This window comes from Bacillus mycoides (assembly GCF_000832605.1).
Classification (GTDB): domain Bacteria; phylum Bacillota; class Bacilli; order Bacillales; family Bacillaceae_G; genus Bacillus_A; species Bacillus_A mycoides.
The window spans coordinates 4,456,675-4,479,542 of the sequence record NZ_CP009692.1 but is presented as its reverse complement, the minus strand read 5'-3'; the positions used below and the strand labels follow the sequence as shown (position 1 = coordinate 4,479,542).

The following is a 22,868-nucleotide window of genomic DNA, read 5'->3' as shown; positions in this document are numbered from 1 at the left end:
CGTGATGAGATTTTGTCACGGTCTTTTTTGTATGCATTTCAAAAATGATTTAACTAATAATTGTAAATTTTCTTATTGCATTTCCAAATCGTTCGTTATATTATTTACTTGTGTTCTTGTTAGAGAACTAAATGAATATTGTATACTTCAAATAACATAAAACAACGGAGAGGGAGAGAGACGATGAAATTAATTTGGAAGGTGATTAGCAACGTTATCTCATTTGTTTTATTTGCGGTAATGGTTTGTTTAGCTTTTGTAGTTATTTCTTCAAAAGCGAGTGGCGGGGATCCAACAGTGATGGGATATCAGTTTAAGAGCGTTCTTTCAGGATCGATGGAACCAACATTTTTAACAGGATCAATCATTGCGATAGAGCCAACGAAAGATGGTTCTAAATATAAAAAAGGTGATGTTATTACGTTTAAAGAGAAAGATGACAAAATTATCACTCACCGTATTATCGGTGTGAAAGATACAAATGGAAAAGTAATGTATGAAACAAAAGGGGATAACAACAACGGACCAGATTTAGCACCAGTACTTGCAGAGAATGTAATTGGAAAGTATGCAGATATTACAGTTCCATACGTTGGTTATGGACTGAATTATGCGAGTTCAAAAGCGGGAGCAGCATTACTTCTCATTATTCCTGGAGTCTTTTTACTTGGCTATTCCGCAATTTCTATTTTTGGTGCTATTCGTAGCATTGACGGAGAAAAGAAAGATAAAAAAGTAGAACAATCCGTCTAGTTCGTTTGGTTATACTTTCCGTTTAGGAAGTTAACAAATATATATATTAAGGGGATATGGACATGACTTTAAAGAAAAAATTAGGAATGGGTATCGCATCAGCAGTATTAGGAGCAGCATTAGTTGGTGGAGGAACATTTGCATTCTTTAGCGATAAAGAAGTGTCAAATAATACATTTGCGGCTGGTACGCTTGATTTATCATTAAATCCATCAACAGTTGTTAATGTATCGAATTTAAAACCTGGTGATACAATTGAAAAAGAATTTAAACTAGAAAATAAAGGCTCTTTAGATATTAAAAAGGTTCTATTAAAAACAGACTATAATGTAGAAGATACGAAGAAAGATAATAAAGATGATTTTGGTAAACATATTAAAGTAACATTCTTAAAAAATGTAGATAAGCATGAGACGATTGTGAAAGAAACTACATTAGATAAATTGAAGGGTGATACACTTACAGCAGTAAATAATGATTTAGCTGCTTGGTTCTGGGATGAAAAAGGTATTTCTGCAGGTAAATCTGATAAATTCAAAGTGAAATTTGAATTCGTTGATAATAAAAAAGACCAAAATGAATTCCAAGGCGATAAGTTACAATTAACTTGGACGTTTGATGCACAGCAAGGCGATGGTGAAACGAAATAATAATGACAACAAAAAGAGACTATCAAAAGTGGTAGTCTCTTTTTGTGTTAAAAGAGAAATGTAAAAAGAAACATAATTTTTATATCATTTTGTAATTCACTTTATTATAATAAAGGTATAGTTCTTGATAAAGAACAAGTTGTTCGATAGGAGAGATTAAAATGCTGAAGGCACCTCGCAAATTCAAAAAGATGCTTATATTGCCATGTTTGTGCTCTATTATTTTTTATTTAGGTTCTCAAATGATGACTTATACAGAGGCAGCTTTCATTCATGAGACGAAAGTGCAGGCTACTATTTCTACAGCAAGTATTTTTCCAAAAACAGTTGATCAGTTGACAGAACAAGCTAAGCAACATAAGGAAGTAATTTTGCATGAGTATGAAGAGATGAAATCGAAAGTAACTTTCACTTCTACTCAAGAATTAGAACAGGCGCTTGTTACGTGGAAGCAAGGACGTGAGAAAATTGTTACTGAGAGGGAACTGTTACAAAAGGTATATGCATCAATAGAAAATCCTTATAACAAAGTGAAAGAAGAGTTAAAGGGAAATAAAAGTGAATCTAATAAGCAAGTATTCTCGTATGTGAATGCTGGTTTTCATATAGTTAAAGAGCACTGTGAGTATGTTGATAAAGAGGTTAATTTACAGGTGATTGATAAACAAATTCAAGCTTTTGAAAAATTATTAGTAGATGAAACAGCAAAGCAAGTGAGTGAGGCTGAGAAGCAAAAGAAATTAGAAGAGAGTAAGAAGCAAGAAGAAGCGAAAAAGCTAGAAGAGAGCAAGAAACAAGAAGAGGCGAAAAAGTTAGAAGAGAGTAAGAAGCAAGAAGAAGCGAAAAAGCTAGAAGAGAGCAAGAAACAAGAAGAGGCGAAAAAGCTAGAAGAGAGTAAGAAACAAGAAGAGGCGAAAAAACTAGAAGAGAGTAAGAAACAAGAAGAGGCGAAAAAACTAGAAGAGAGTAAAAAGCAGGAAGAGGCGAAAAAACTAGAAGAGAGTAAGAAGCAAGAAGAAAAGAAGGAATAGTAAGTAAAATACAGCAGCATTTCGGAAGGAATAAATACAATGATAAGACAAATAGGTGAGAGAGCCCTACGACTCACCTATTTGCTTTGTTTTTCTTATTTCACTATTCGTGGGTATAAGGTCTTCACCTAAAAATTTAACGAATGCGAGGAAGTTAGTTGGCAGCCCACCGCTAGGTGAAGGTTAATGATCAGTGGGGATGGACAGAAAAACTCTGATTAAAGTTTCACTTTATTTCTCAATACTTTTCTGAAAAAAAGGAAAAAATGTTGAGAAATAAAAATAATCAAAATATATATTGTATTTATATAGTCTTGTTCGTTATAATGAACTTAAGGTTTTAAAAAAAGAACAAATATTAGCTAAGCTAATATAGTTTTAGTTACACCTCTTATTTTGAAATAAGAGATAAAAATACAAAAAACAGCTAGGGGGAATTGATTGTGAGTCTGAAAAAGAAATTAGGTATGGGAGTTGCATCAGCAGCATTGGGGTTATCTTTAATTGGTGGAGGAACATTCGCTTACTTTAGCGATAAAGAAGTATCAAACAATACATTTGCAGCTGGGACGTTAGATCTTACATTAAACCCTAAAACGCTTGTAGATATTAAAGATTTAAAACCAGGGGATTCTGTTAAGAAAGAGTTCTTATTAAAGAACGACGGTACGTTAGCAATTAAAGATGTTAAATTAGCTACAAAGTACACTGTTGCAGATGCAAAGGGCGATAATGCTGGTGAAGACTTCGGTAAGCATATTAAAGTGAAATTCCTTTGGAACTGGGATAAACAAAGCGAGCCTGTATATGAAACAACTTTAGCTGATTTACAAAATGCTGATCCAGATCTTTTAGCTAAAGACATCTTTGCTCCTGAGTGGGGAGAAAAAGGTGGCTTAGAAGCTGGTACAGAGGACTATCTATGGGTACAATTTGTATTCGAAGAGAATGGTCAAGATCAAAACAAATTCCAAGGCGATTCATTGAACTTAGAATGGACATTCAATGCTAACCAAACAGATGGAGAAGAAAAATAATAAATAAAAAAAGCGGGGGATTCCCCGCTTTTTTTTATAAAGAAAAAAAGAAGTGCCCGTTTTAAGCACTCTTTTATATGTATTATTGTTGATTTTTCTTCCATTGTGTAAATTCGAGAAATTCACGAAACTGTTCTTTTGAGACACCAGAGCTCATCGCATCTTTAACGAGCTGTGTCCATTCGGAGTCTAGGTGACCCTCCGTTGTTGTTTCATCGTGAAGTAAAGTATCAACTGGAATTTGTAGAACAGCTGCAATTTTTTCAAGAAACTGAATAGAAGGGTTTTTTTGTAAATTTCGTTCTATAGAACTAATGTAAGATTTAGCGACACCAGCTTTTTCGGCGAGTTCTGTTAATGAAATGCCTTTTTGTAAACGAAGGCGTTTTATACGTTCTCCTATCATATTTGCGCACCTTTCTATCAATATGTAGTCGTCTTATGATGTGATTATTATAACATAAACTTCGTTAAAAAGAACGAGGCTATTGAGCCTGGCTCGTATGCTTCATACGTTGAAAAAAGTGTTCAATATCTTGCAGGGCAATGCCAGCATCTAGAGCTTCAAGTATTAAATCAATCCATTCTTGATCTAGTGAGTCAGCCTTATCTTTGTACAAATGTAATTCCTCCCTAATTAGTGGTCATAATCGCTGCTACAGAATATATGATAATGCAATCGGATTTTGTATTTTATATAGTGAATTATCAAATATTTTGTAGATGAAACAAAGATAAAATCCCCATTAAATTCCCTCTATGGCGATTATAAAGTTTCTGACAAATATTTTCAATATTTTCTGAAAACATTGTTGAATTGTGATATATTCGTATACTAACTATGAAATTTTTACAAATATATTAAAAAAATTACATAATATAACTAAATATTGAAAATATATTGAATTTTTAATAATATAGAGTGTGTAATACATATTTTATATTAGGGGAGGCAATAAGGGATGAAAAAGAAACCATTTAAAGTGTTATCATCAATTGCTTTGACAGCTGTTCTAGGCTTGTCGTTTGGTGCTGGAAGCCAGTCTGTATATGCTGAAACGCCGGAGAACAAGACAGCTACAAGCCCAGTTGATGATCACTTAATCCCAGAAGAGAGATTAGCAAATGCGCTAAAAAAACGTGGGGTAATTGATTCATCTGCTTCAGGGACAGAAACAAAGAAAGCTGTCGAAAAGTATGTAGAGAAAAAGAAGGGTGAAAATCCTGGGAAAGAAGCGGCAAGTGGGGACCAACTTACGAAAGATGCATCTGACTTTTTAAAGAAAGTGAAAGATGCAAAGGCAGATACGAAAGAAAAATCAGAGCAGCCAGCAAACGGGACTACAGCAGGAACAGGTCCAGTTAGAGGAGGCTTAAATGGGAAAGTACCAACTTCACCTGCTAAGCAAAAAGAGTATAACGGTGAAGTTCGTAAAGATAAAGTACTTGTTTTACTTGTAGAGTACGCTGATTTCAAGCATAACAATATTGATAAAGAGCCTGGCTACATGTATTCTAACGATTTTAACAAAGAACATTATGAAAAAATGTTATTCGGTAATGAGCCATTCGCGTTAGAGGATGGAAGCAAAATCGAAACGTTTAAACAATATTACGAAGAGCAATCAGGTGGTAGTTACACAGTGGACGGAACAGTCACAAAATGGTTAACAGTTCCAGGTAAAGCTGCTGATTACGGTGCAGATGCTGGTACAGGTCATGATAATAAAGGACCAAAAGGACCACGTGATCTAGTAAAAGATGCATTAAAAGCGGCTGTAGATAGCGGACTTGATTTATCACAGTTTGATCAGTTCGATCAATATGATGTAAATGGTGATGGGAATCAAAATCAACCGGACGGTTTAATCGATCACTTAATGATTATTCATGCGGGTGTTGGACAAGAAGCTGGCGGTGGTAAATTAGGTGATGATGCAATTTGGTCACATCGCTGGACAGTTGGACCAAAACCATTCGCAATTGAAGGTACACAAGCGAAAGTTCCATATTGGGGCGGAAATATGGCAGCATTCGACTACACAATTGAACCAGAAGATGGCGCGGTTGGTGTATTCGCACATGAATATGGCCATGATTTAGGTCTTCCAGATGAGTATGATACACAGTATAGCGGTGATGGTGAACCGGTTGAAGCTTGGTCTATTATGAGTGGCGGAAGCTGGGCTGGTAAAATCGCAGGAACAACGCCAACGAGTTTATCACCACAAAATAAAGAGTTTTTCCAAAAAACAATCGGTGGTAACTGGGCGAATATCGTAGAAGTAGATTACGAGAAATTAAATAAAGGTATCGGTCTGGCAACATACTTAGACCAAAGTGTTACGAAGTCAGATCGTCCAGGTCTGATTCGTGTTAACTTACCAGATAAAGATGTAAAAGGAATTCAGCCTGCATTTGGTAAACAGTATTACTACAGCACAAAAGGTGATGACCTTCATACAACGATGGAAACGCCACTATTCGATTTAACGAAAGCAACGACTGCAAAATTCGATTATAAGTCATTGTATGAAATCGAAGCAGAGTACGATTTCCTTGAAGTACACGCTGTAACAGAAGATGGACAAAAAACGTTGATTGAAAGAATTGGTGAGAAAGCAAATAGTGGAAATGCAGCTACGACAAATGGAAAATGGGTTGATAAATCATATGATTTAAGTCAATTCAAAGGTAAGAAAGTGAAACTAGTATTTGAATATATTACAGACGGTGGATTGGCGTTAAATGGATTTACACTTGATAATGCGTCACTAACTGTAGATGGAAATGTTGCATTCTCTGATGATGCAGAAGGTACACCACAATTCAAATTGGACGGTTTCGTTGCATCTAACGGAATGGATAAGAAAAAGCATAACTACTATGTAGAGTGGAGAAACTATGCGGGTTCAGATAACGCATTGAAATTTGCTCGCGGTCCAGTATATAACACTGGTATGGTTGTATGGTATGCGGATTCAGCTTACACAGATAACTGGGTTGGCGTACATCCAGGACATGGTTTCCTTGGTGTAGTTGACTCTCATCCAGAAGCAATTGCAGGAACTTTAAATGGCAAACCAACATTTACAAGCAGTACGCGATTCCAAATTGCTGATGCGGCGTTCTCATTCGACAAAACGCCAGCTTGGAAAGTTGTATCTCCAACGCGTGGAACATTCGTATACGATGGATTACCAGGGGTACCGAAGTTCGATGACTCTAAAAAGTATATTAATGAGCAGATTCCAGATGCAGGACGTATTTTACCGAAGCTTGGTCTGAAGTTTGAAGTAGTAGGACAAGCTGATGATAATTCTGCAGGTGCTGTTCGTTTATACCGTTAATACAGTAAAACTACCGGGAGATTTTCTTTCGGTAGTTTTTTGTGAGCAATGAATTTTATATAAAGGGAAAAGTTATATATAATGTAACTTTAAGAATAGAAATTTGTTACATATGAAGTCTATATAAATAATGAAAGAATTGGATAAAAATAGTGGGAGAAGGTGAGTGCATGAGTATTTCCTCTATTGTAAATAAACAAAAGGAATATTTTTATAAAGGACATACGAGGAGTCTAGAGACGAGAAAGAATAATTTGAAGAAGCTTTATGAAGGAATTCAGCGTTTTGAGGATGAGATTTTTCAAGCGTTGAAATTAGATTTGAATAAATCAGTTCACGAATCATTTACAACAGAAATTGGATATGTACTAAAAGAGATTTCTTTTCAAATGAAGCATATTTCATCTTGGAGTAAACCAAAGCGTGTTCGCACAGCTCTTACTCATTTTGGATCGAAGGGGAAAGTGGTGCCAGAACCGTATGGTGTGACGCTTATTATCGCACCGTGGAACTATCCGTTTCAATTAGCGATTGCACCACTCGTAGGAGCATTGGCAGCTGGCAATACAGTCGTTTTAAAGCCGTCAGAGTTAACGCCAAACGTTTCAAAAGTGCTTACGAGAATGTTAGGTGAATTATTCCCAGAAGAGCTTGTATCGGTAGTAGAAGGCGGTGCTGAGGAAAGCACTGCACTTTTAAAGGAACCGTTTGACTATATTTTCTTTACAGGTAGTGTTGGTATCGGAAAAGTTGTGATGGAAGCAGCGGCGAAAAAATTAACGCCGCTTACGTTAGAGCTTGGCGGGAAAAGCCCATGTATTGTACATAAAGATGCAAAGCTAGATGTAACCGCAAGACGTATCGTTTGGGGCAAGTTTTTGAATGCTGGGCAGACGTGTGTAGCGCCTGATTATATGTACGTTCATTCTTCAGTGAAAGAGCAGTTAATCGAGGCATTAAGACATGAAATCGCAGAGCAATATGGAAAAGATGCTTTGCAAAATGACAATTATGTGCGAATTGTGAGTGAGCGTCATTTTGAACGTTTATGTACATTTTTGCAAGATGGTAAACCTGTGATTGGCGGGAATTATACGAAAGAAACATTACACATCGAACCGACAGTGTTAACGAATGTTACATGGCAAAGTGCTGTTATGGAAGATGAAATTTTTGGGCCGATTTTACCAATTATAGAATATGACAAAATAGAAGAGGTAATTGAAACGATTCAGTACCATCCAAAGCCGTTAGCACTATATGTATTTTCTGAAGATAGAAAAGTGCAAGAGAAAGTGACGAGTAATATTTCATATGGCGGAGGATGTATAAATGATGTCGTATATCATCTTGCAACGCCATATTTACCTTTTGGGGGCGTTGGAAGTAGTGGATTAGGCAGCTATCATGGTGAACAAAGTTTTCGGACTTTTTCCCATTATAAAAGCATTTTGTCCCAATCTACAGCATTCGACATGAAAATTCGTTACTCTTCTACAAAAAGTGCTTTAAAATTCATACGAAAGTTGTTAAAATGATGATGGTGTTTATCAGTAGGCGTAGCCGTATGATAAAAACCCCTTCGCAACTGAAGGGGTTTTTCTGTTCGACATATGTATCATGCGAAAATGAATCAAACATACTACATAAAGAATAGAAGAGAACGCTGCTAAACAACCATTTTTGTTTGGATCGAAACAAAAAAATAGTCTATAGAACATAAATATTTATTCATGAATATAAAAATTAAAATTTAAGGTAGATAGGACGGGAAAATGAAAAAGATTATTAAAGTTGAAGCAGTAGAAAAACATTTTGGAAATCAAGTGATTATCCCCCCTCTTTCTTTAGATATTAAAGAAGGAGAATTTTTAACAATTTTAGGACCGAGTGGTTGCGGGAAAACGACTTTACTTCGTATGATCGCAGGATTTGAAACCCCAACTAAAGGGAATCTTTTATTAGATGATGAAAAGATTAACGATTTGCCGCCATACAAGCGTCATATGAATTTAGTGTTCCAACATTACGCACTATTCCCACATATGAATGTTGAAAAAAATATTTGTTTCGGTATGAAAATGCAAAAAGTATCAGCAGCAGAACAGAAAGAACGTGCGGAAGAGGCAATGCGTTTAACGCAGTTACTTGAGTTCCGTAATCGTAAACCTTCGAAGCTTTCTGGTGGACAGCAGCAGCGTGTAGCAATTGCAAGAGCAATTGTAAACAACCCACGTGTATTACTATTAGATGAGCCACTTGGAGCGCTTGACTTTAAGTTAAGAAAAGATTTGCAACGTGAATTGAAAAACTTACAACGTAATTTAGGAATTACGTTCATATATGTAACGCACGATCAAGAAGAAGCGATGAGTATGAGTGATCGTATTGTCGTTATGAATAAAGGGCATATCGAACAAGTCGGCACGCCTAAGGAAATTTACAATAAGCCGAAAACATTGTTTGTTGCGACGTTTATCGGTGAAAATAATATCGTGAAAAATGGGGAAAACTACGTAGCAGTTCGCCCTGAAAATGTAAAAGTTCGCTCGGTTGAAGAGCCAATTTTAAAAGAATACCATCTTGGACATATTGAAGATATTGAATTTGTTGGAAATATGGAAAAGCTATATGTACGTGAGGAGAAAACAGCGGAATTACTAATGGCATACCAAACTGCTGAAGAAGCAACGCAGTGGAGCATTGGAGATAATGTATATGTAGGCTGGGAGCAAGAGGACGAGGTGACCTTAAATTGAAGAAAGGGAAATTACTCGCATTACCTACAGTCGTATGGCTGTTACTCTTCTTCCTAATTCCACTTCTGTTCGTATTAGCATTTGCCTTCATGCAGCGCGGAGCATACGGGACAGTGGAAATGAAATTTACATTAGATAACATAGCACGTGTGTTTGATCCATTATATATGGGGACGTTATGGGAAACAGTGAAGATAGCTGTTATTACGACAGTACTATGTTTATTAATCGGTTATCCATTCGCCTATACAATTACAATTGTTGATCGTAAATATCGTTCTATCCTTCTATTATTGGCAACGATTCCGTTCTGGATTAACTTTCTTGTTCGTTCATACGCATGGATTGTTATTTTACGTTCACAAGGTCTTGTAAACACATTGCTATTGAAACTAGGTATTATTAGTGAACCTTTAAATCTGCTATATAATACGCCTTCTGTAATACTCGGAATGGTATATTCTTTATTACCATTTATGATTTTACCAGTGTATGCAGCAATTGAGCAGCTTGATAAGCGTAAGCTAGAGGCGGCTTATGATTTAGGAGCAACACCAGTAAAGGCATTTTGGAATGTAACAGTACCGATGACGATGTCAGGGATTACAACTGGTTCTATTTTAGTATTCGTTTCTTCTATCGGAATGTTTGTTGTATCAGACGTTATGGGTGGATCGAAAGTAGCATTAATCGGAAACGTAATTCAAAACCAATTCTTAGGTTCACGTGACTGGCCATTTGGTTCCGCGTTATCTATGATTGTTGTTCTATTCTCTGTTCTGTTAATTTACTTATATTATCGTGCAACGAAAGTATATAAATATGATGGAAACGGAGGGGAATAGGCAAAAATGAAGAAGTTTTTAGTTTCTTATTCTTGGTTAATCTTATTGTTTTTGTATTTTCCAATGATGGTTTTAATGGTATATTCCTTCAACGATTCTCGCATTAATGCGGAATGGGAGGGCTTTACACTCCATTGGTATACAGATTTATTTCAAAAACAAGATGTTATTGATGCGTTTGTAAATAGTATGACGATTGCTGTTATAACGACAATTGTGACGACAGTTCTTGGTGTGATTTTTGCTATTGCATTACACCGTTACAAATATCGTTTTGAAGGGGCCATTAACGGTCTTGTATATTTACCAATTTTAATTCCTGATATTTTAATGGGATTATCTTTACTTATCCTATTTAGTCAATTAGGTATGGAACTTGGAAAAACAACAATTATTATTGCACACATTACATTCAGTATTTCATTTGTTGTTGTTATTTTAGCGGCACGTCTTTCTGGTATGGGACGTGATTTAGAAGAGGCTGCAAACGATTTAGGAGCAACGCCGTGGCAAACGTTTCGTTATGTAACGTTTCCAGCAATTGCACCAGGAGTTATTTCAGCCGCATTATTAACATTCACATTATCGATTGATGATTTTGTAATTAGTTTCTTCGTATCAGGACCAGGATCAACAACATTGCCATTATACATTTATAGTATGGTTAAGCGTGGGGTATCGCCTGAAATTAATGCTCTTTCTACAATATTAATTGTTGTAATTGTAGGATTAATGGTGCTATCGGAAATTTTCCGTAATAAAGGTGCAGACGGTGAAGAGAACTCTGGAGGACACCTTCCTTTATAATACGAATGATATAGAAAGAACGAGGAGGTAATAAACCGATGAAATTAGTGAAGAGATTAGCTGGTATAGCAATTAGCTTCAGTCTTGCTGCAGGTGTACTTGCTGGTTGTGGTGAGAAAAAAGAAGAATTAAACATTTATAGCTGGGCGGACAATTTTGATGAGCAAGTTTTAAAAGATTTTGAAAAGAAATATAACGTGAAAATTAACTACGATAAATATGCAAGTAATGAAGAAATGCTTGCGAAATTACAAGCTGGTGGCGCGACATATGATTTAATTCAGCCATCTGATTACATGGTGAAAACGATGGCGAAGATGGACTTATTAGCGCCTTTAGATAAGAAGAATATCCCGAACATCGAGAACCTTGTGTCTAACTTTAAAACACCTGCGTTTGATCCAGAGAATAAGTATTCTCTAGTATATACTTGGGGTGTAACAGGAATTGCATACAATAAAAAGTATGTGAAAGAAACACCTACAAGCTGGAATGATTTATGGAACGAGAAATATAAAGGACATGTTACTTTATTAAACGATTCTCGTGAAGTATTAGGAATGGGACTTAAGAAAAACGGTTTCTCTAATAGCACGAAAGAGGATGCACAGTTAAAGACAGCGTCTGCTGATTTGCAGAAGCTACTTCCAAACTTATTAGCATTCGATACAGATAATATTAAACAAAAATTCATTACAGAAGATGCTTGGATCGGGACAGTTTGGTCTGGAGACGCAGCATTCATTGCGAAAGACAATAAAGATGTAGGATACGTTGTACCAAAAGAAGGTGGCACAATTTGGGCTGATACGTTAGCAATTCCAAAAGGTGCGAAAAATAAAGAACTTGCAGAGAAGTTTATGAACTACTTATTAGATGAAAAAGTAAGTGTGAAAAACTACGAGTCAATTGGTTACAGTAATCCAAATGAAAAAGCTCATCCTCTTCATAGTAAAGAATATCGTGATAATCACATGATCTTCTTAACAAAAGAAGAATTAGATCGTACAGAGTGGCTTGTTGATGTAGACGATAAGTTAAAAGACTACGATCGCTACTGGACAGAGCTGAAAACAAAAGGTAAATAAGTAAGAAAATGCGGTTTCTAAAGTAGAAATCGCATTTTTTCATAGTAGGAGGAAGTCGATTGAAGAAAAAGTTACATCAGTATGAGTTAATGTGTATCATTTTATTGTTTGTTCTATTTAGCATCATCGCTTGGAGGGTACATGTAGGTGGTGTTACAATGATGGATACATACGTACGTGATATGGTAAAAGGATTACAAACGGAAAGCTCACTTACATTCTTCTCATACTTTACAAAGCTAGGATCTGCAATTGGAGTTATAACGACACTAATTATAAGCTTGCTCGTTTTTTGGAAAAAGCGTTATTATGCTGCTATGATTGTGTATCCAATGGCTATATTAACGACACACCTTGTTAATAAGGGAATAAAAGAAATTGTAAAAAGAGACCGCCCATCATTAAATGAGGCACTTGACGCACTTGGGTATAGCTTCCCAAGCGGACATGCAATGCTATCTATTATAACATTCGGTTTTCTTGCCTATATCATTGCTGCCAATTTGAAGAGTGTAGCTGGAAAATGTGGTATTACGATTTCGATGGGCATATTAATTATATTGATTGGATTAAGTAGAGTTATTTTAAATGTTCATTACCCGACTGATATTTTAGCTGGTTACTGTGCAGGTGGCATTTTGTTAATCATCGCAATTTATTGTCATCGTTTACTTACCGAGAGATTGGGACTTAATAACGAGAGATAAAAAAACGTCTAGAAAAACTAGTATTATAGTTTTTCTAGACGTTTTTTGTTTATGGGGAGATGTGATAAAGTATAAATGACAAGTGAATTATATAAAGTAGGTGAAAATGTGTGAAGACAAATGTACATAAAATTGATAAGTGGGGGAAGTTAGGAACTTTTTTGTATCAATTTCGTTATACAGTAATTGTAGCATTACTACTACTTGCGATAGTGCTCGGTATTTTTGCTCCAAAACTTCCAGGAGTATTGGGCGGTGATGGTTTCCAAACAGAAGGGGATTATCAAAAGACGAAAGAAATTTTAGATAAGGATTTTAAGCAGTCTCAAGATACACTTTTACTCGTTTTTGAGAAGGAAAAGGATACTTCGCATGAGGAGTTCCAAAAGCGTATAGAGGGGATAATAAATCAAATTGAAGAGAAAGAAAAATACGAATCTTTCCATCATCCAATGCAAAATAAAGAGATGTTACAAGATGATATCGGTTATGCGACGATTTTATTTTCCGGGAAAACAAATAAAGAACGAATGGAAAAGACATTACAATTTGCCGGGAAAATCGAGAAGGAAAGTAATAGCGTATTAAAAGTAACACCGACAGGATATCCGAAAATTAATCAAGAGATTAATGAAAGAACGCAAAATGATTTAAAAGTAGCAGAGATGATTGGATTACCTATTGCTTTTCTCGTACTATTATTCTCATTTGGTAGTCTGATTGCGTCTATTTTACCGATTGTAAATGGCGCGCTTAGTGTCATTAGTACGATGGGGATTTTATATTTTATAGGTAGTGATAAAGAGCTATCTATTTTCGTGTTAAATGTTGCACCGATGATTGGGCTCGCATTATCAATTGATTTCGCACTGTTATTTGTAAATCGTTTTCGAGAGGAAGTTGCGAAGAGAACAGTGAAAGAAGCGATAGCGATTACGTATCAAACGGCAGGGCGTGCTATCGTATTTTCAGGGTTATGTGTATTCGTCGGTTTATCAGGCTTATTTTTCTTTAAGATAGATTATATTCAGTCTGTTGCTATTAGCGGGATGATTGTCGTTATTATGAGCATTTTGTTTTCGCTCACACTTCTTCCGGCGCTATTATCTTTAATTGGTAAAAGGATATTAAAAAAGAATCAGGCGGCGCCTACGCCATCAAATGTATGGCGTAAATTTGCACAGTTTGTAATGAAACATCCAATCGTCATGATTATTGTTGTTACAACATTTATTGTTATTTGTTTATTACCGCTACGTACAGCTAACTTGCAGTTTCCTGGTGTTGAAGCGTTACCTGAAAAGAGTGATACGAGAGTTGCATTTGAGAAGTATGAAGAAGCCTTTAATAAAACTGTCCAAACACACGCTGATGTGACATTAGTAGTAGAGACGAAGAAAGATATAACAGAAAAAGAAAGTTTACAAAAGATAGAAGCTGTTGTTCAAAAGTTAAAAGACGATAAGCAAGTATATAAGGTGAAAAGTGTATATGACGGGCTAAATGGAATGAAAGCAGATCAAGTTGCTGGAATGTTACAGTCGCCAGAGGCTGCGAAAATAGCTCCTGTATTTGAAGCGTATACGAAAGGGAATAAAACAACAATGGAAGTCTTTTTGGATACGAAGCCAAGTACAGAAACCGCAAAACAATGGGTTCGTGATTTCAAAAAGAATTATAAAGAAAATGATGTTACTTATTATTTGGGCGGTATGACGACGTTCCAGCAAGAGTTAGAAGATGAAATTAAAGATAAAGTTGCAATTGGTATGTCTGTTATATTTGGATCAACCTTTGTCATTTTATTATTCGCATTCCGCTCTATACTCATTCCAATTAAAGCTATTATTATGAACGTACTTAGTTTAAGTGCAACAATTGGAATTGTAATGTGGTTATTTGAAGGTGGTCATTTCGGATTAGAAGAGAGTTCAGTTTTATTTGTATTACCAATCTTTATTTTTGGCCTCGTATTTGGGCTTAGCATGGATTATGAAGTATTTCTTATTTCACGTATTCATGAGCTCTATGAAGAAACAGGGGATAACGATCAAGCAACGTTAGAAGGGCTTGTTTCGACAAGTAGGATTATTACGTCCGCCGCTTTAATTATGATTGTTGTTACCGGTGCGTTCGCCTTTACTGATATTTTACCAGTAAAGCAGATGGGGCTTGGGGTTGCATTAGCAATATTTCTTGATGCAACAATTATCCGTCTTATGCTCGTACCAAGTTTAATGAAATTGTTTGGGGATTGGAACTGGTGGCTACCATTTCGAAAGAAAAGAGAAAAATCATCATAAAAAAACTCATCTATAAGATGAGTTTTTTTATGAATAGCAGGGCCCATATTTTGCGCATAGTATGTGATAAGAACATTACATACAAGTAGGTGAAGGCAATGTTTCGTTATTTTAAGTTTAAGCTAAATGATACAGTACAGTTTGCTGAAAACGATGGGCATATGTATCGCATTGTCGGTTATCGGTTGGAAAAAGGGTTTTACCCAAAAGATGAATGGACTCATATTATTTATGAACTGCTTAGAGACTTTGACGGGTATACGATGGATGCGGAAGAAGAGGAACTTGTAAAAGTCATTCAAGTAGAGGATGAGTATTACAAAATACAAGAAGTATCGGGGTATCGCTATCCAGTAAAAATGAAGCAAAAGCAACAGGTTATGAAAGGAGAGAAAATAGACGACTTATTAGATACGTACAACGACTATAAACGATTGGCGGATTTCTTTAAAGATTTATTGTATGAACAAAAAGCTGAAGAAGTGTTGCAGGAAATGAAAAGGCTTAGAGCGTGAGGGGACAGTCGATTATAAGGCTGTCCTCTATTTTTGACGGTGCATCAAATTATGTTTTCCGTTACAATGAGAGAATCAATAGAAATAAGGTGATTATAGTATGGAAACAAAGAAAAAGGGCGAATGGTGCGAAATTACGGTTCCAGCGACGTGGAATGGTATAAGTATTGAGTCGTTGTTAAAAGTAGAATGGGAAGTACCAAAAAAGTTATTACATCAGCTTCGTATGGAAAAAGGTGTTACGGTTAACGGAGAACAAAGGAGATGGAATGAACTTTTAAAAGAAGGAGATAAGTTACAAGTTCATATGTTTATGGAGGAGGAGTACGGCGTAGAGCCGGAATATGGTGAATTAAATGTAGTGTTTGAAGACGATCACGTACTCATTGTAAATAAGCAGGGGCAAATGGATACACATCCTTCTGAAAAAAATGGGACGGGAACACTTGCCAATCTTGTTGCTTTTCATTTTCAAATGCAAGGTTTAGAGACGAAGGTTCGGCATATCCATAGATTAGATAAAGATACGACAGGTGGTGTTGTATTCGCAAAACATAGAATTGCGGGTGCAATTATGGATCGTTTATTAATGGAACGGAAAATCAAAAGAACGTATATGGCACTTGTTGAAGGAAAAGTAAAAAAGAAGCAGGGGACAATTGATGCAGCTATCGGAAGAGATCGACATCATGCTACAAGGCGTCGTGTTTCTCCAAAGGGAGACCAAGCTATAACGTATTATAAAGTAGAGAAATATTTTAAAAAACAAAATGCGACGCTCGTAACGTTACAGTTAGAAACTGGTAGAACGCATCAAATTCGCGTTCATATGAGCTATAATGGAAATCCATTAGTTGGGGATGTATTATATGGTGGGCAAACAACATATATGTCCGGGCAAGCGTTACATGCGATGAAGATTAATTTTTTGCATCCGATTACGAAAGAAGAGATCGTTGTTGACGTACCTTTCCCTACAAATTTAAACGATACAATGAAAAAATTTGAAAGAGAAAATAGGTAAAGTGTAAGTTTAAAGTTGAAAAAGGTAGATTTTTGCAGGGATTTCTCTGAAAGAGGCGAAGCCGTTAAGAGAAAAGAGAGGTGAGAATTACTTGATCAAATATAAATATATGCTAGGGATATTTTTCGCTTGTCTTTTACTTACTCTATGTATTTATCCATATTTACCAACTCGTATGGCAGTGCATTGGAACGAGAATGGTGGAGCGAACGAGTTTATGAGTAAACAAGTTGTCGTATTATTTATCCCTGTCCTTATTATTATTTTACATGGATTAGTATATGTTATTTTACATAATATATATAAGTTTAATGAAGGAGAGTATTTCATTATAAATGGATTTATAAAGAGTATTACTTTATTTATGATGTTTGTCCATATACTAATTCTCTTTATTAATTTGGGAAGTATTATATCCTTTCAGACAGGACTAACGATTGGAATTAGTATGTTTCTTTTTATGTTTAGTAAAGTGTTTAAAAAGGTGAAGGATAGAGAGAAAGAACCGATCAAATTACAAAAAATCCGTTTAGTTAGTAGGCGAATCTTTCAAGTGATGGCATGCAGCATATTATTTTCGTTGCTTTTGAGCCTGAAGTGGGGATTTTACTTGTTAATTAGTGTAATAAGCTGCGGGTCTATTTTGTTTATGTTCTATATTTTATACGCATACATATTAGAAAGCTATGAAACATAAAAAAAGAGTCTTCTTCTAGAAGACTCTCTTTTTATTTACTTCGTAATAAATTGTTGTGTCCAGTAGTTGCCGCTTTCTACATAGCCAACACCGATATGAGTGAAGCCACTATTTAAGATGTTTGCACGGTGTCCGGCACTGTTCATCCAAGCTTGTACAACTTCTTCTGGAGTACGTTGTCCTTGGGCGATGTTTTCACCTGCAGATTTATAAGAAATACCAAATTTTTTCATCATGTCAAACGGAGACCCGTATGTAGGGCTGTTATGATCAAAGTAGTTGTTTTTTTGCATATCTTCAGACTTAATGCGTGCTACTTTGCTTAATTCAGTATCGATTTGTAATGCTGATAAGCCTTGTTTTGTACGCTCTGCGTTTGTTAATTCAACAACGCGTTGTTCGAATTCGCTTAAAGATTTTGCTTCTTCAGCAGGCTTTTGCTCAGCTGGTTTTTGTGTTTCGTTTTGAGTATTGTTGTTTTCAGCTGGTTTTTGAGCTTCTGGTTTAGCAACTTCTTCAGCAGGCTTTTGTTCAGCTGGTTTTTGAGTTTCCTCAGCAGGCTTTTGAGCTTCTGGCTTAGCTGTTGGTTGTTCAGTAACAACATTTTCAGTAGGCTGTTGACCAGGAATGAAGCAATCTTGTTGGAATTGTCCTTGGTTCCATTGTGCTAATGATTCAACTCCCATAGATTGTAAGAATGCTTGTAATTCTTGTTGGCTCATTTGCTTCATCATCATTTTTGAATGCTGAATATTTTGAACCTTTATGTTAGATGGTTGTACTGTTGCAGCTTGTGCATCTAAAGAAGATACTCCTAAAGTAAGAGCTGTTGCAGCAGCTACAGATAATAAAACACGCTTTTTCATGATGTGTGTCCCCCTATATAAAGTTTTAATTTGTTTTCACACGATTTGTTTTTGACAGCCTGTCTGACTGACCAATTCATCGTAGCATACAATTTGCGAGAAAAAAGATGGAAAAAAATTCATAGACTTAAAAATTTCCTAATTTATCCTAAGAGGAGGAAAGGGATGAAATAAGAGAAACATAGAGTATAAAAGGAATTTTTAGCATTTTTATACTTGGTTTTAAGAGGGGATTTTTGGATAAATGTACCTATATTAAAAATGAAGAATCCTATTGTATCAATGATTTTAGCATTTTTTTGAGGAATATACTGGATGTATTTTTACAAAACTGTAATGTTTCTGTTGTTCTTTTTTATAATAAAGTAACATATTTTTAATGTTGTAGCGGACAAAAAAGCGGCTATCTCTTTACGTAGACGAAGGAGATAGCCGTTTTCCTATTATTACGTATGTTACGAGTTATTACGAGTTGGTTTCAATTGCTTCTAATAATAGATCAACAATGTGAATTCCTCTCATTTTATGAGAAAGACCTTCACGTTCAAGACCTAGTTTCATTTGTAATAGACATCCAGGGTTTGCAGTAACAATTGTCGCTGCATCTGTTTCATGTACACGGTCCATTTTGTAATCTAGAAATTCCATTGATAACTCCGAATGGACAATATTATAAATACCAGCAGAACCACAGCAACGGTCCGCATCTTTCATTTCGCGGTATGTTGCGCCTTGAATGGCCTCTAGTAACATACGAGGTTCCGAAGATGTTCGCATAACATTGCGTAAATGACAAGAGTCTTGATACGTAATGATTTGCGGCGTGAGTCGTAAGTCATTACGTTTATGGAAATCTAGTTCTACTAGTATAGCAGTAATATCTTTAATTTTAGAAACAAATTGCTTTGCGCGTTCAGCCCATTTGGGATCATCTTTTAACAGATAATCATAGTCTACGAGGTAAGCTCCGCAACCACCTGCATTCGTAATAATATAGTCGATGTTTAAATCTTCGAATGCTTCTATATTTCGTTTTGCTAATTCTTTTGCTCCACTCTTTTCACCAGCATGCCCATGTAATGCCCCGCAGCAACTTTGTGTTTTCGGAATAACGATATCACAACCAGCTAACTGAAGAAGTTTCATCGTTGCGTTATTTGTTTCTAAAAACATCGTATCCATTAAACAGCCTGTGAAGAATGCAACTTGTTTCTTCTTTGCCACCTCAGCAGGTAAAAATTCAGGACGATCTTTCATTGCTTTCATTTTAGGGACTTTTGGCAAAACGAGGTCCATCGTTGCAAGTGTTTCAGGGAATAACTTCATAATACCTGTTTTATGTGTTAGCGTTTGTAAACCAGAACGCTGGTAAAATCCGATTAGTCCTGTTAATGTTCGCATTCGGTTTTGATGCGGGAATAGTCCTTCAAAAACAACTTTACGAACAGCTCTCACGGGCATGGAGAACTTTTTATTTTGATTAATAATATCACGAGCTTCTTCTAATAAATGTCCATAATTCACACCAGATGGACAAACAGGTTCACAAGCGCGGCAGCCAAGGCAAACATTTAATGTATCTTCAACATCTTCATCCGGCTCAATTAAACCATCAACGACGGCTTTCATTAAGGCGATACGTCCGCGTGGGGAATGTGATTCTTTATACCCAGATTGAATGTAAGTAGGGCAAGTTGGTAAACAAAAGCCGCATCGCATACAGTTTAGTAGTTCATCTTCACTTAATCGTTCTTTAAATTCCTTTTGAATGTTTTCTTTATTTAATGTGGTCATCGCTCAACCACCACTCTTTTACGAGAGTCTTTCGCGAACATCTTTCCAGGATTCATAATGTTGTTTGGGTCGAAGGCTTGTTTAATCCCTTGCATAGCAGCAATACCTTCTTTACCTAATTTCATTTCTAAATACGGAGCTTTCATTGCGCCAACACCATGTTCACCAGTAATCGTACCACCAAGCTCAATCGCTTTCGCAAATATTTCAGCAAAAGCTTGTTCGGCACGATGCATTTCTTCTTCATTACGGGCATCTGTCATACAAGTCGGATGCAAATTACCATCACCAGCATGACCAAAAGTACAAATAGGAATATTATATTTCTTTGCAATTGCATTAATTGCTTCAACCATTGGAGCGATTTGTGAACGTGGTACAGTTGCATCTTCTAATATTGTTGTCGGTTTTAGTCTTGCAAGTGCTGATAGTGCACTACGGCGTGCTGTACGAAGCGCATCTGCTTCGGCTTCATCTTTTGCAACGCGAACATCGACCGCATTCATAGCACGGCAAACGTTAGCCATTTTTTCGATATCGCGATTGACAACCTCGGGCGGGCCATCTTGTTCAATTAATAAAATTGCTTTAACGTCAGTTGGTAAACCGATTTGTGCAAACTCTTCTACAACTTCAATTGTTGGTTGGTCTAAAAACTCAAGTGTCGCCGGAATAATTTTATTTGCAATAATAGCAGAAACAGCTCGAGCAGCTTCGTTAATATCTTCATATAGCGCAAGCATCGTTTTCTTCGTTTCAGGCATAGGGACAAGTTTTAATATAGCTTCCGTAACAACACCAAGTGTTCCTTCAGAACCAATAAATAAACGAGTTAAATCATAACCAGCTACATCTTTTGCTAATTTACCGCCAGTACGAATGATATCGCCGTTCGGTAAGACAAGTTCAAGCCCCATTACATAATCACGTGTTACGCCATATTTTAAACCACGTAATCCGCCGGAGTTTTCATTAATGTTACCGCCGATTGTAGAAATTTTCATAGAGCTTGGATCTGGTGGATAAAATAAAGCTTTTTCTTCTACTGCTTTAATAATATCAAGTGTAATAACACCAGCTTGTACAGTAATTGTTAAATTCTCTTCGTCAATTTCTAAAATATTGTTCATATGGCGGAAAATAAGGACGATACCACCTTCAAGTGGACACGTTCCAGCGCAAAGATTTGTTCCAGACCCGCGAACGTATACTGGGATTTTATGAGTGTTACACACTTTTAACACGTCTGCTATTTCATTTGTATTACGAGGAGCGATGACTGCATCAGGCATCGCTTGGAAGTTTGGAGTGGCATCATAACTATAAGTTAAACGCCCCATATTGGATGTATCTACATTATCTTCGCCAACAATAGATACGAATGAATCAATAATTTGCTTTTCTAACATTGGAAATCCCCCTCAAACTGTTAACGTATTTCGTCATAATAAAAAACGTTGTAACAGTGCTTTCATTATAATGATAAAAAAGTTGGAGGATTCTTTCTATGTACAATCATCTAAAGATTAATCTATTTTATCGTTATTTTTTGTGTGCTTATCTAATAAGAGGAGTGCGAAGTATAAAACATTTAAATCTTTGAATTGTTTCGGGTCAAGTCCTGTATGTTCTTCAATCTTTTTTAGCCTGTAATGCAATGTGTTAATGTGTATATGTAATTGCTCAGCTGTCTGCTTATAAGATTGGTTATAATCGATAAATAAACGTAAAGTGTGCATAAGCTCAGGAGATGATACTAAGTTTTCAATGGTACGCTCTAGAAACTGTTCTCGAGTTTCAGTAGAAATATCTTGTAAGCACATCTCTAAACGTAAATCTTCATTAAATACAATTTTTTTCGTTTCAAGTGATACTGAAAGGGCGCGTAATGCTTGTTCGTACGATAAGTTCATATTGCTTGGCGTAACTGTTTGTCCAATCCCGATATATAAAGTAATAGAAAATAAAGTTTCACTGTCTTGTTTTAACCGTTTTAAAAATTGAAAGGTTTGCTCTTTGGATTGGATTGTTGTAAACAAAATAAACCGATCATTTCCCCAGCGAACAAATAAATTTTCTTTTGCTAAAATGTTGCGCATATGTTGCCAAATTTTACGCTGGAGCATCGTATTATCTTGGGCGATTGATAATAAAATAAGTTGTTTCTTCTTATATAAATCAATGCCAAGCGTTTTTGCACGATCGAGAAAACTTGGAGACCAGTCTGTATTTTGAAGCCAATCAAAGACAAATGCTTCATAAGAACGGTGCTCAAGTTCTAGTTGTTCTAAAAAGTAGTTTTCATGAATTAATAATTCGGTCATCTTACGTAATATTTCTCCGTATTGTGAAATATTTTCAGGTTCTCCTGTAATTCCAATCACGCCGATTACTTCGTCATGGAATAGTAAAGGAAGGTTCATCCCAGCTTTTACACCTTGCAGTCGTCGTTCATCGTCTTTTGTAATAATGACAGTTTTCTTTTGTTTCGCACAGCGGAGTGCACCTTCATGAAATTGACCGATTCTTTCCGCATCTGTACTTGCGATAATAACGCCTTGTATATTAATAATAATAATGTTTTCAGTAATTAATCTGCGTACTTCACGTACAATTTTATTCGCTAAATCAGGAAAAAGCAT

Annotated in this window: 21 protein-coding genes; 15 read left to right on the top strand and 6 right to left on the bottom strand. The window is 36.0% G+C overall.

The features are described 5' to 3' along the window. The first annotated feature begins 183 nt into the window (after window positions 1–183). The 4 genes from sipW to calY all read left to right on the top strand — a co-directional run bounded on the left by sipW (window position 184) and on the right by calY (window position 3,471). A complete protein-coding gene (gene sipW, locus BG05_RS24760; protein WP_002064334.1) occupies window positions 184–753 on the top strand; it encodes a signal peptidase I SipW in 570 nt (189 codons plus the stop codon). Window positions 754–815: 62 nt separating this feature from the next. Continuing rightward, a complete protein-coding gene (locus BG05_RS24755) occupies window positions 816–1,403 on the top strand; it encodes a CalY family protein (RefSeq protein WP_000172837.1) in 588 nt (195 codons plus the stop codon). 161 nt (window positions 1,404–1,564) lie between these two features. After that, the gene (locus tag BG05_RS24750) at window positions 1,565–2,434 is read left to right on the top strand and encodes a DUF4047 domain-containing protein (RefSeq protein WP_033733844.1); all 870 of its coding nucleotides are present in this window, start codon (window positions 1,565–1,567) and stop codon (window positions 2,432–2,434) included. Window positions 2,435–2,877: 443 nt separating this feature from the next. Continuing rightward, window positions 2,878–3,471 carry a biofilm matrix protein CalY gene (gene calY / locus BG05_RS24745; RefSeq protein WP_002126106.1) on the top strand — a complete coding sequence of 198 codons (594 nt, stop codon included), beginning with the start codon at window positions 2,878–2,880 and terminating at the stop codon, window positions 3,469–3,471. 82 nt (window positions 3,472–3,553) lie between these two features. On the opposite strand, the gene BG05_RS24740 is transcribed toward calY, so the two are convergent. Both BG05_RS24740 and BG05_RS24735 read right to left on the bottom strand, forming a co-directional pair. Continuing rightward, window positions 3,554–3,877, bottom strand: a complete 324-nt coding sequence (locus BG05_RS24740; RefSeq protein WP_002030429.1) for a helix-turn-helix domain-containing protein — start codon at window positions 3,875–3,877, stop codon at window positions 3,554–3,556. A 79-nt stretch (window positions 3,878–3,956) separates the two neighbouring features. Continuing rightward, window positions 3,957–4,091 carry an anti-repressor SinI family protein gene (locus tag BG05_RS24735; protein WP_002011474.1) on the bottom strand — a complete coding sequence of 45 codons (135 nt, stop codon included), beginning with the start codon at window positions 4,089–4,091 and terminating at the stop codon, window positions 3,957–3,959. A 342-nt stretch (window positions 4,092–4,433) separates the two neighbouring features. On the opposite strand from BG05_RS24735, the gene inhA1 reads away from it, so the two are divergent. From inhA1 to BG05_RS24680, 11 genes are all read left to right on the top strand, one after another. Continuing rightward, complete coding sequence (gene inhA1, locus BG05_RS24730; RefSeq protein WP_002126109.1) at window positions 4,434–6,821, top strand: M6 family metalloprotease immune inhibitor InhA1; 2,388 nt, start codon at window positions 4,434–4,436, stop codon at window positions 6,819–6,821. Window positions 6,822–6,991: 170 nt separating this feature from the next. Continuing rightward, entirely contained in the window at window positions 6,992–8,359 is a 1,368-nt protein-coding gene (locus BG05_RS24725) for an aldehyde dehydrogenase (RefSeq protein ID WP_016126727.1), read from the top strand. Window positions 8,360–8,596: 237 nt separating this feature from the next. After that, window positions 8,597–9,580, top strand: a complete 984-nt coding sequence (potA, locus tag BG05_RS24720; protein WP_002030425.1) for a spermidine/putrescine ABC transporter ATP-binding protein PotA — start codon at window positions 8,597–8,599, stop codon at window positions 9,578–9,580. Then, window positions 9,577–10,425, top strand: a complete 849-nt coding sequence (potB, locus tag BG05_RS24715) for a spermidine/putrescine ABC transporter permease PotB (RefSeq protein ID WP_002126118.1) — start codon at window positions 9,577–9,579, stop codon at window positions 10,423–10,425. Before potA ends, potB begins: the two co-directional genes overlap by 4 nt. Window positions 10,426–10,431: 6 nt before the next feature. Beyond that, the gene (gene potC, locus BG05_RS24710; protein ID WP_002011483.1) at window positions 10,432–11,232 is read left to right on the top strand and encodes a spermidine/putrescine ABC transporter permease PotC; all 801 of its coding nucleotides are present in this window, start codon (window positions 10,432–10,434) and stop codon (window positions 11,230–11,232) included. Window positions 11,233–11,270: 38 nt separating this feature from the next. Continuing rightward, on the top strand, window positions 11,271–12,320 hold the full coding sequence (potD, locus tag BG05_RS24705; RefSeq protein ID WP_002011485.1) for a spermidine/putrescine ABC transporter substrate-binding protein PotD: 1,050 nt from the start codon (window positions 11,271–11,273) through the stop codon (window positions 12,318–12,320). Window positions 12,321–12,379: 59 nt separating this feature from the next. Then, a complete protein-coding gene (locus BG05_RS24700; RefSeq protein ID WP_002011488.1) occupies window positions 12,380–13,027 on the top strand; it encodes a phosphatase PAP2 family protein in 648 nt (215 codons plus the stop codon). 110 nt (window positions 13,028–13,137) lie between these two features. Next, window positions 13,138–15,330 carry an MMPL family transporter gene (locus BG05_RS24695; RefSeq protein ID WP_003188078.1) on the top strand — a complete coding sequence of 731 codons (2,193 nt, stop codon included), beginning with the start codon at window positions 13,138–13,140 and terminating at the stop codon, window positions 15,328–15,330. A 98-nt stretch (window positions 15,331–15,428) separates the two neighbouring features. Then, on the top strand, window positions 15,429–15,845 hold the full coding sequence (locus tag BG05_RS24690; RefSeq protein ID WP_002126125.1) for a hypothetical protein: 417 nt from the start codon (window positions 15,429–15,431) through the stop codon (window positions 15,843–15,845). 100 nt (window positions 15,846–15,945) lie between these two features. Next, a complete protein-coding gene (locus BG05_RS24685; RefSeq protein ID WP_002126127.1) occupies window positions 15,946–16,869 on the top strand; it encodes an RluA family pseudouridine synthase in 924 nt (307 codons plus the stop codon). 91 nt (window positions 16,870–16,960) lie between these two features. Beyond that, the gene (locus tag BG05_RS24680) at window positions 16,961–17,566 is read left to right on the top strand and encodes a DUF1648 domain-containing protein (RefSeq protein WP_002126129.1); all 606 of its coding nucleotides are present in this window, start codon (window positions 16,961–16,963) and stop codon (window positions 17,564–17,566) included. 35 nt (window positions 17,567–17,601) lie between these two features. Here the strand turns inward: BG05_RS24680 and BG05_RS24675 are convergent, their stop codons facing one another. The 4 genes from BG05_RS24675 to BG05_RS24660 all read right to left on the bottom strand — a co-directional run bounded on the left by BG05_RS24675 (window position 17,602) and on the right by BG05_RS24660 (window position 22,868). Then, window positions 17,602–18,432: a CAP domain-containing protein gene (locus BG05_RS24675; RefSeq protein WP_002030537.1), complete on the bottom strand. Its 831-nt coding sequence runs from the start codon at window positions 18,430–18,432 to the stop codon at window positions 17,602–17,604. A 465-nt stretch (window positions 18,433–18,897) separates the two neighbouring features. Then, window positions 18,898–20,226 (bottom strand): (Fe-S)-binding protein, encoded by a 1,329-nt coding sequence (locus BG05_RS24670; protein WP_002186368.1) that lies wholly within the window; start codon window positions 20,224–20,226, stop codon window positions 18,898–18,900. Beyond that, the gene (gene glcD / locus BG05_RS24665; protein ID WP_002168855.1) at window positions 20,223–21,635 is read right to left on the bottom strand and encodes a glycolate oxidase subunit GlcD; all 1,413 of its coding nucleotides are present in this window, start codon (window positions 21,633–21,635) and stop codon (window positions 20,223–20,225) included. Before glcD ends, BG05_RS24670 begins: the two co-directional genes overlap by 4 nt. Window positions 21,636–21,752: 117 nt before the next feature. Further along, complete coding sequence (locus tag BG05_RS24660; RefSeq protein WP_002186367.1) at window positions 21,753–22,868, bottom strand: CdaR family transcriptional regulator; 1,116 nt, start codon at window positions 22,866–22,868, stop codon at window positions 21,753–21,755.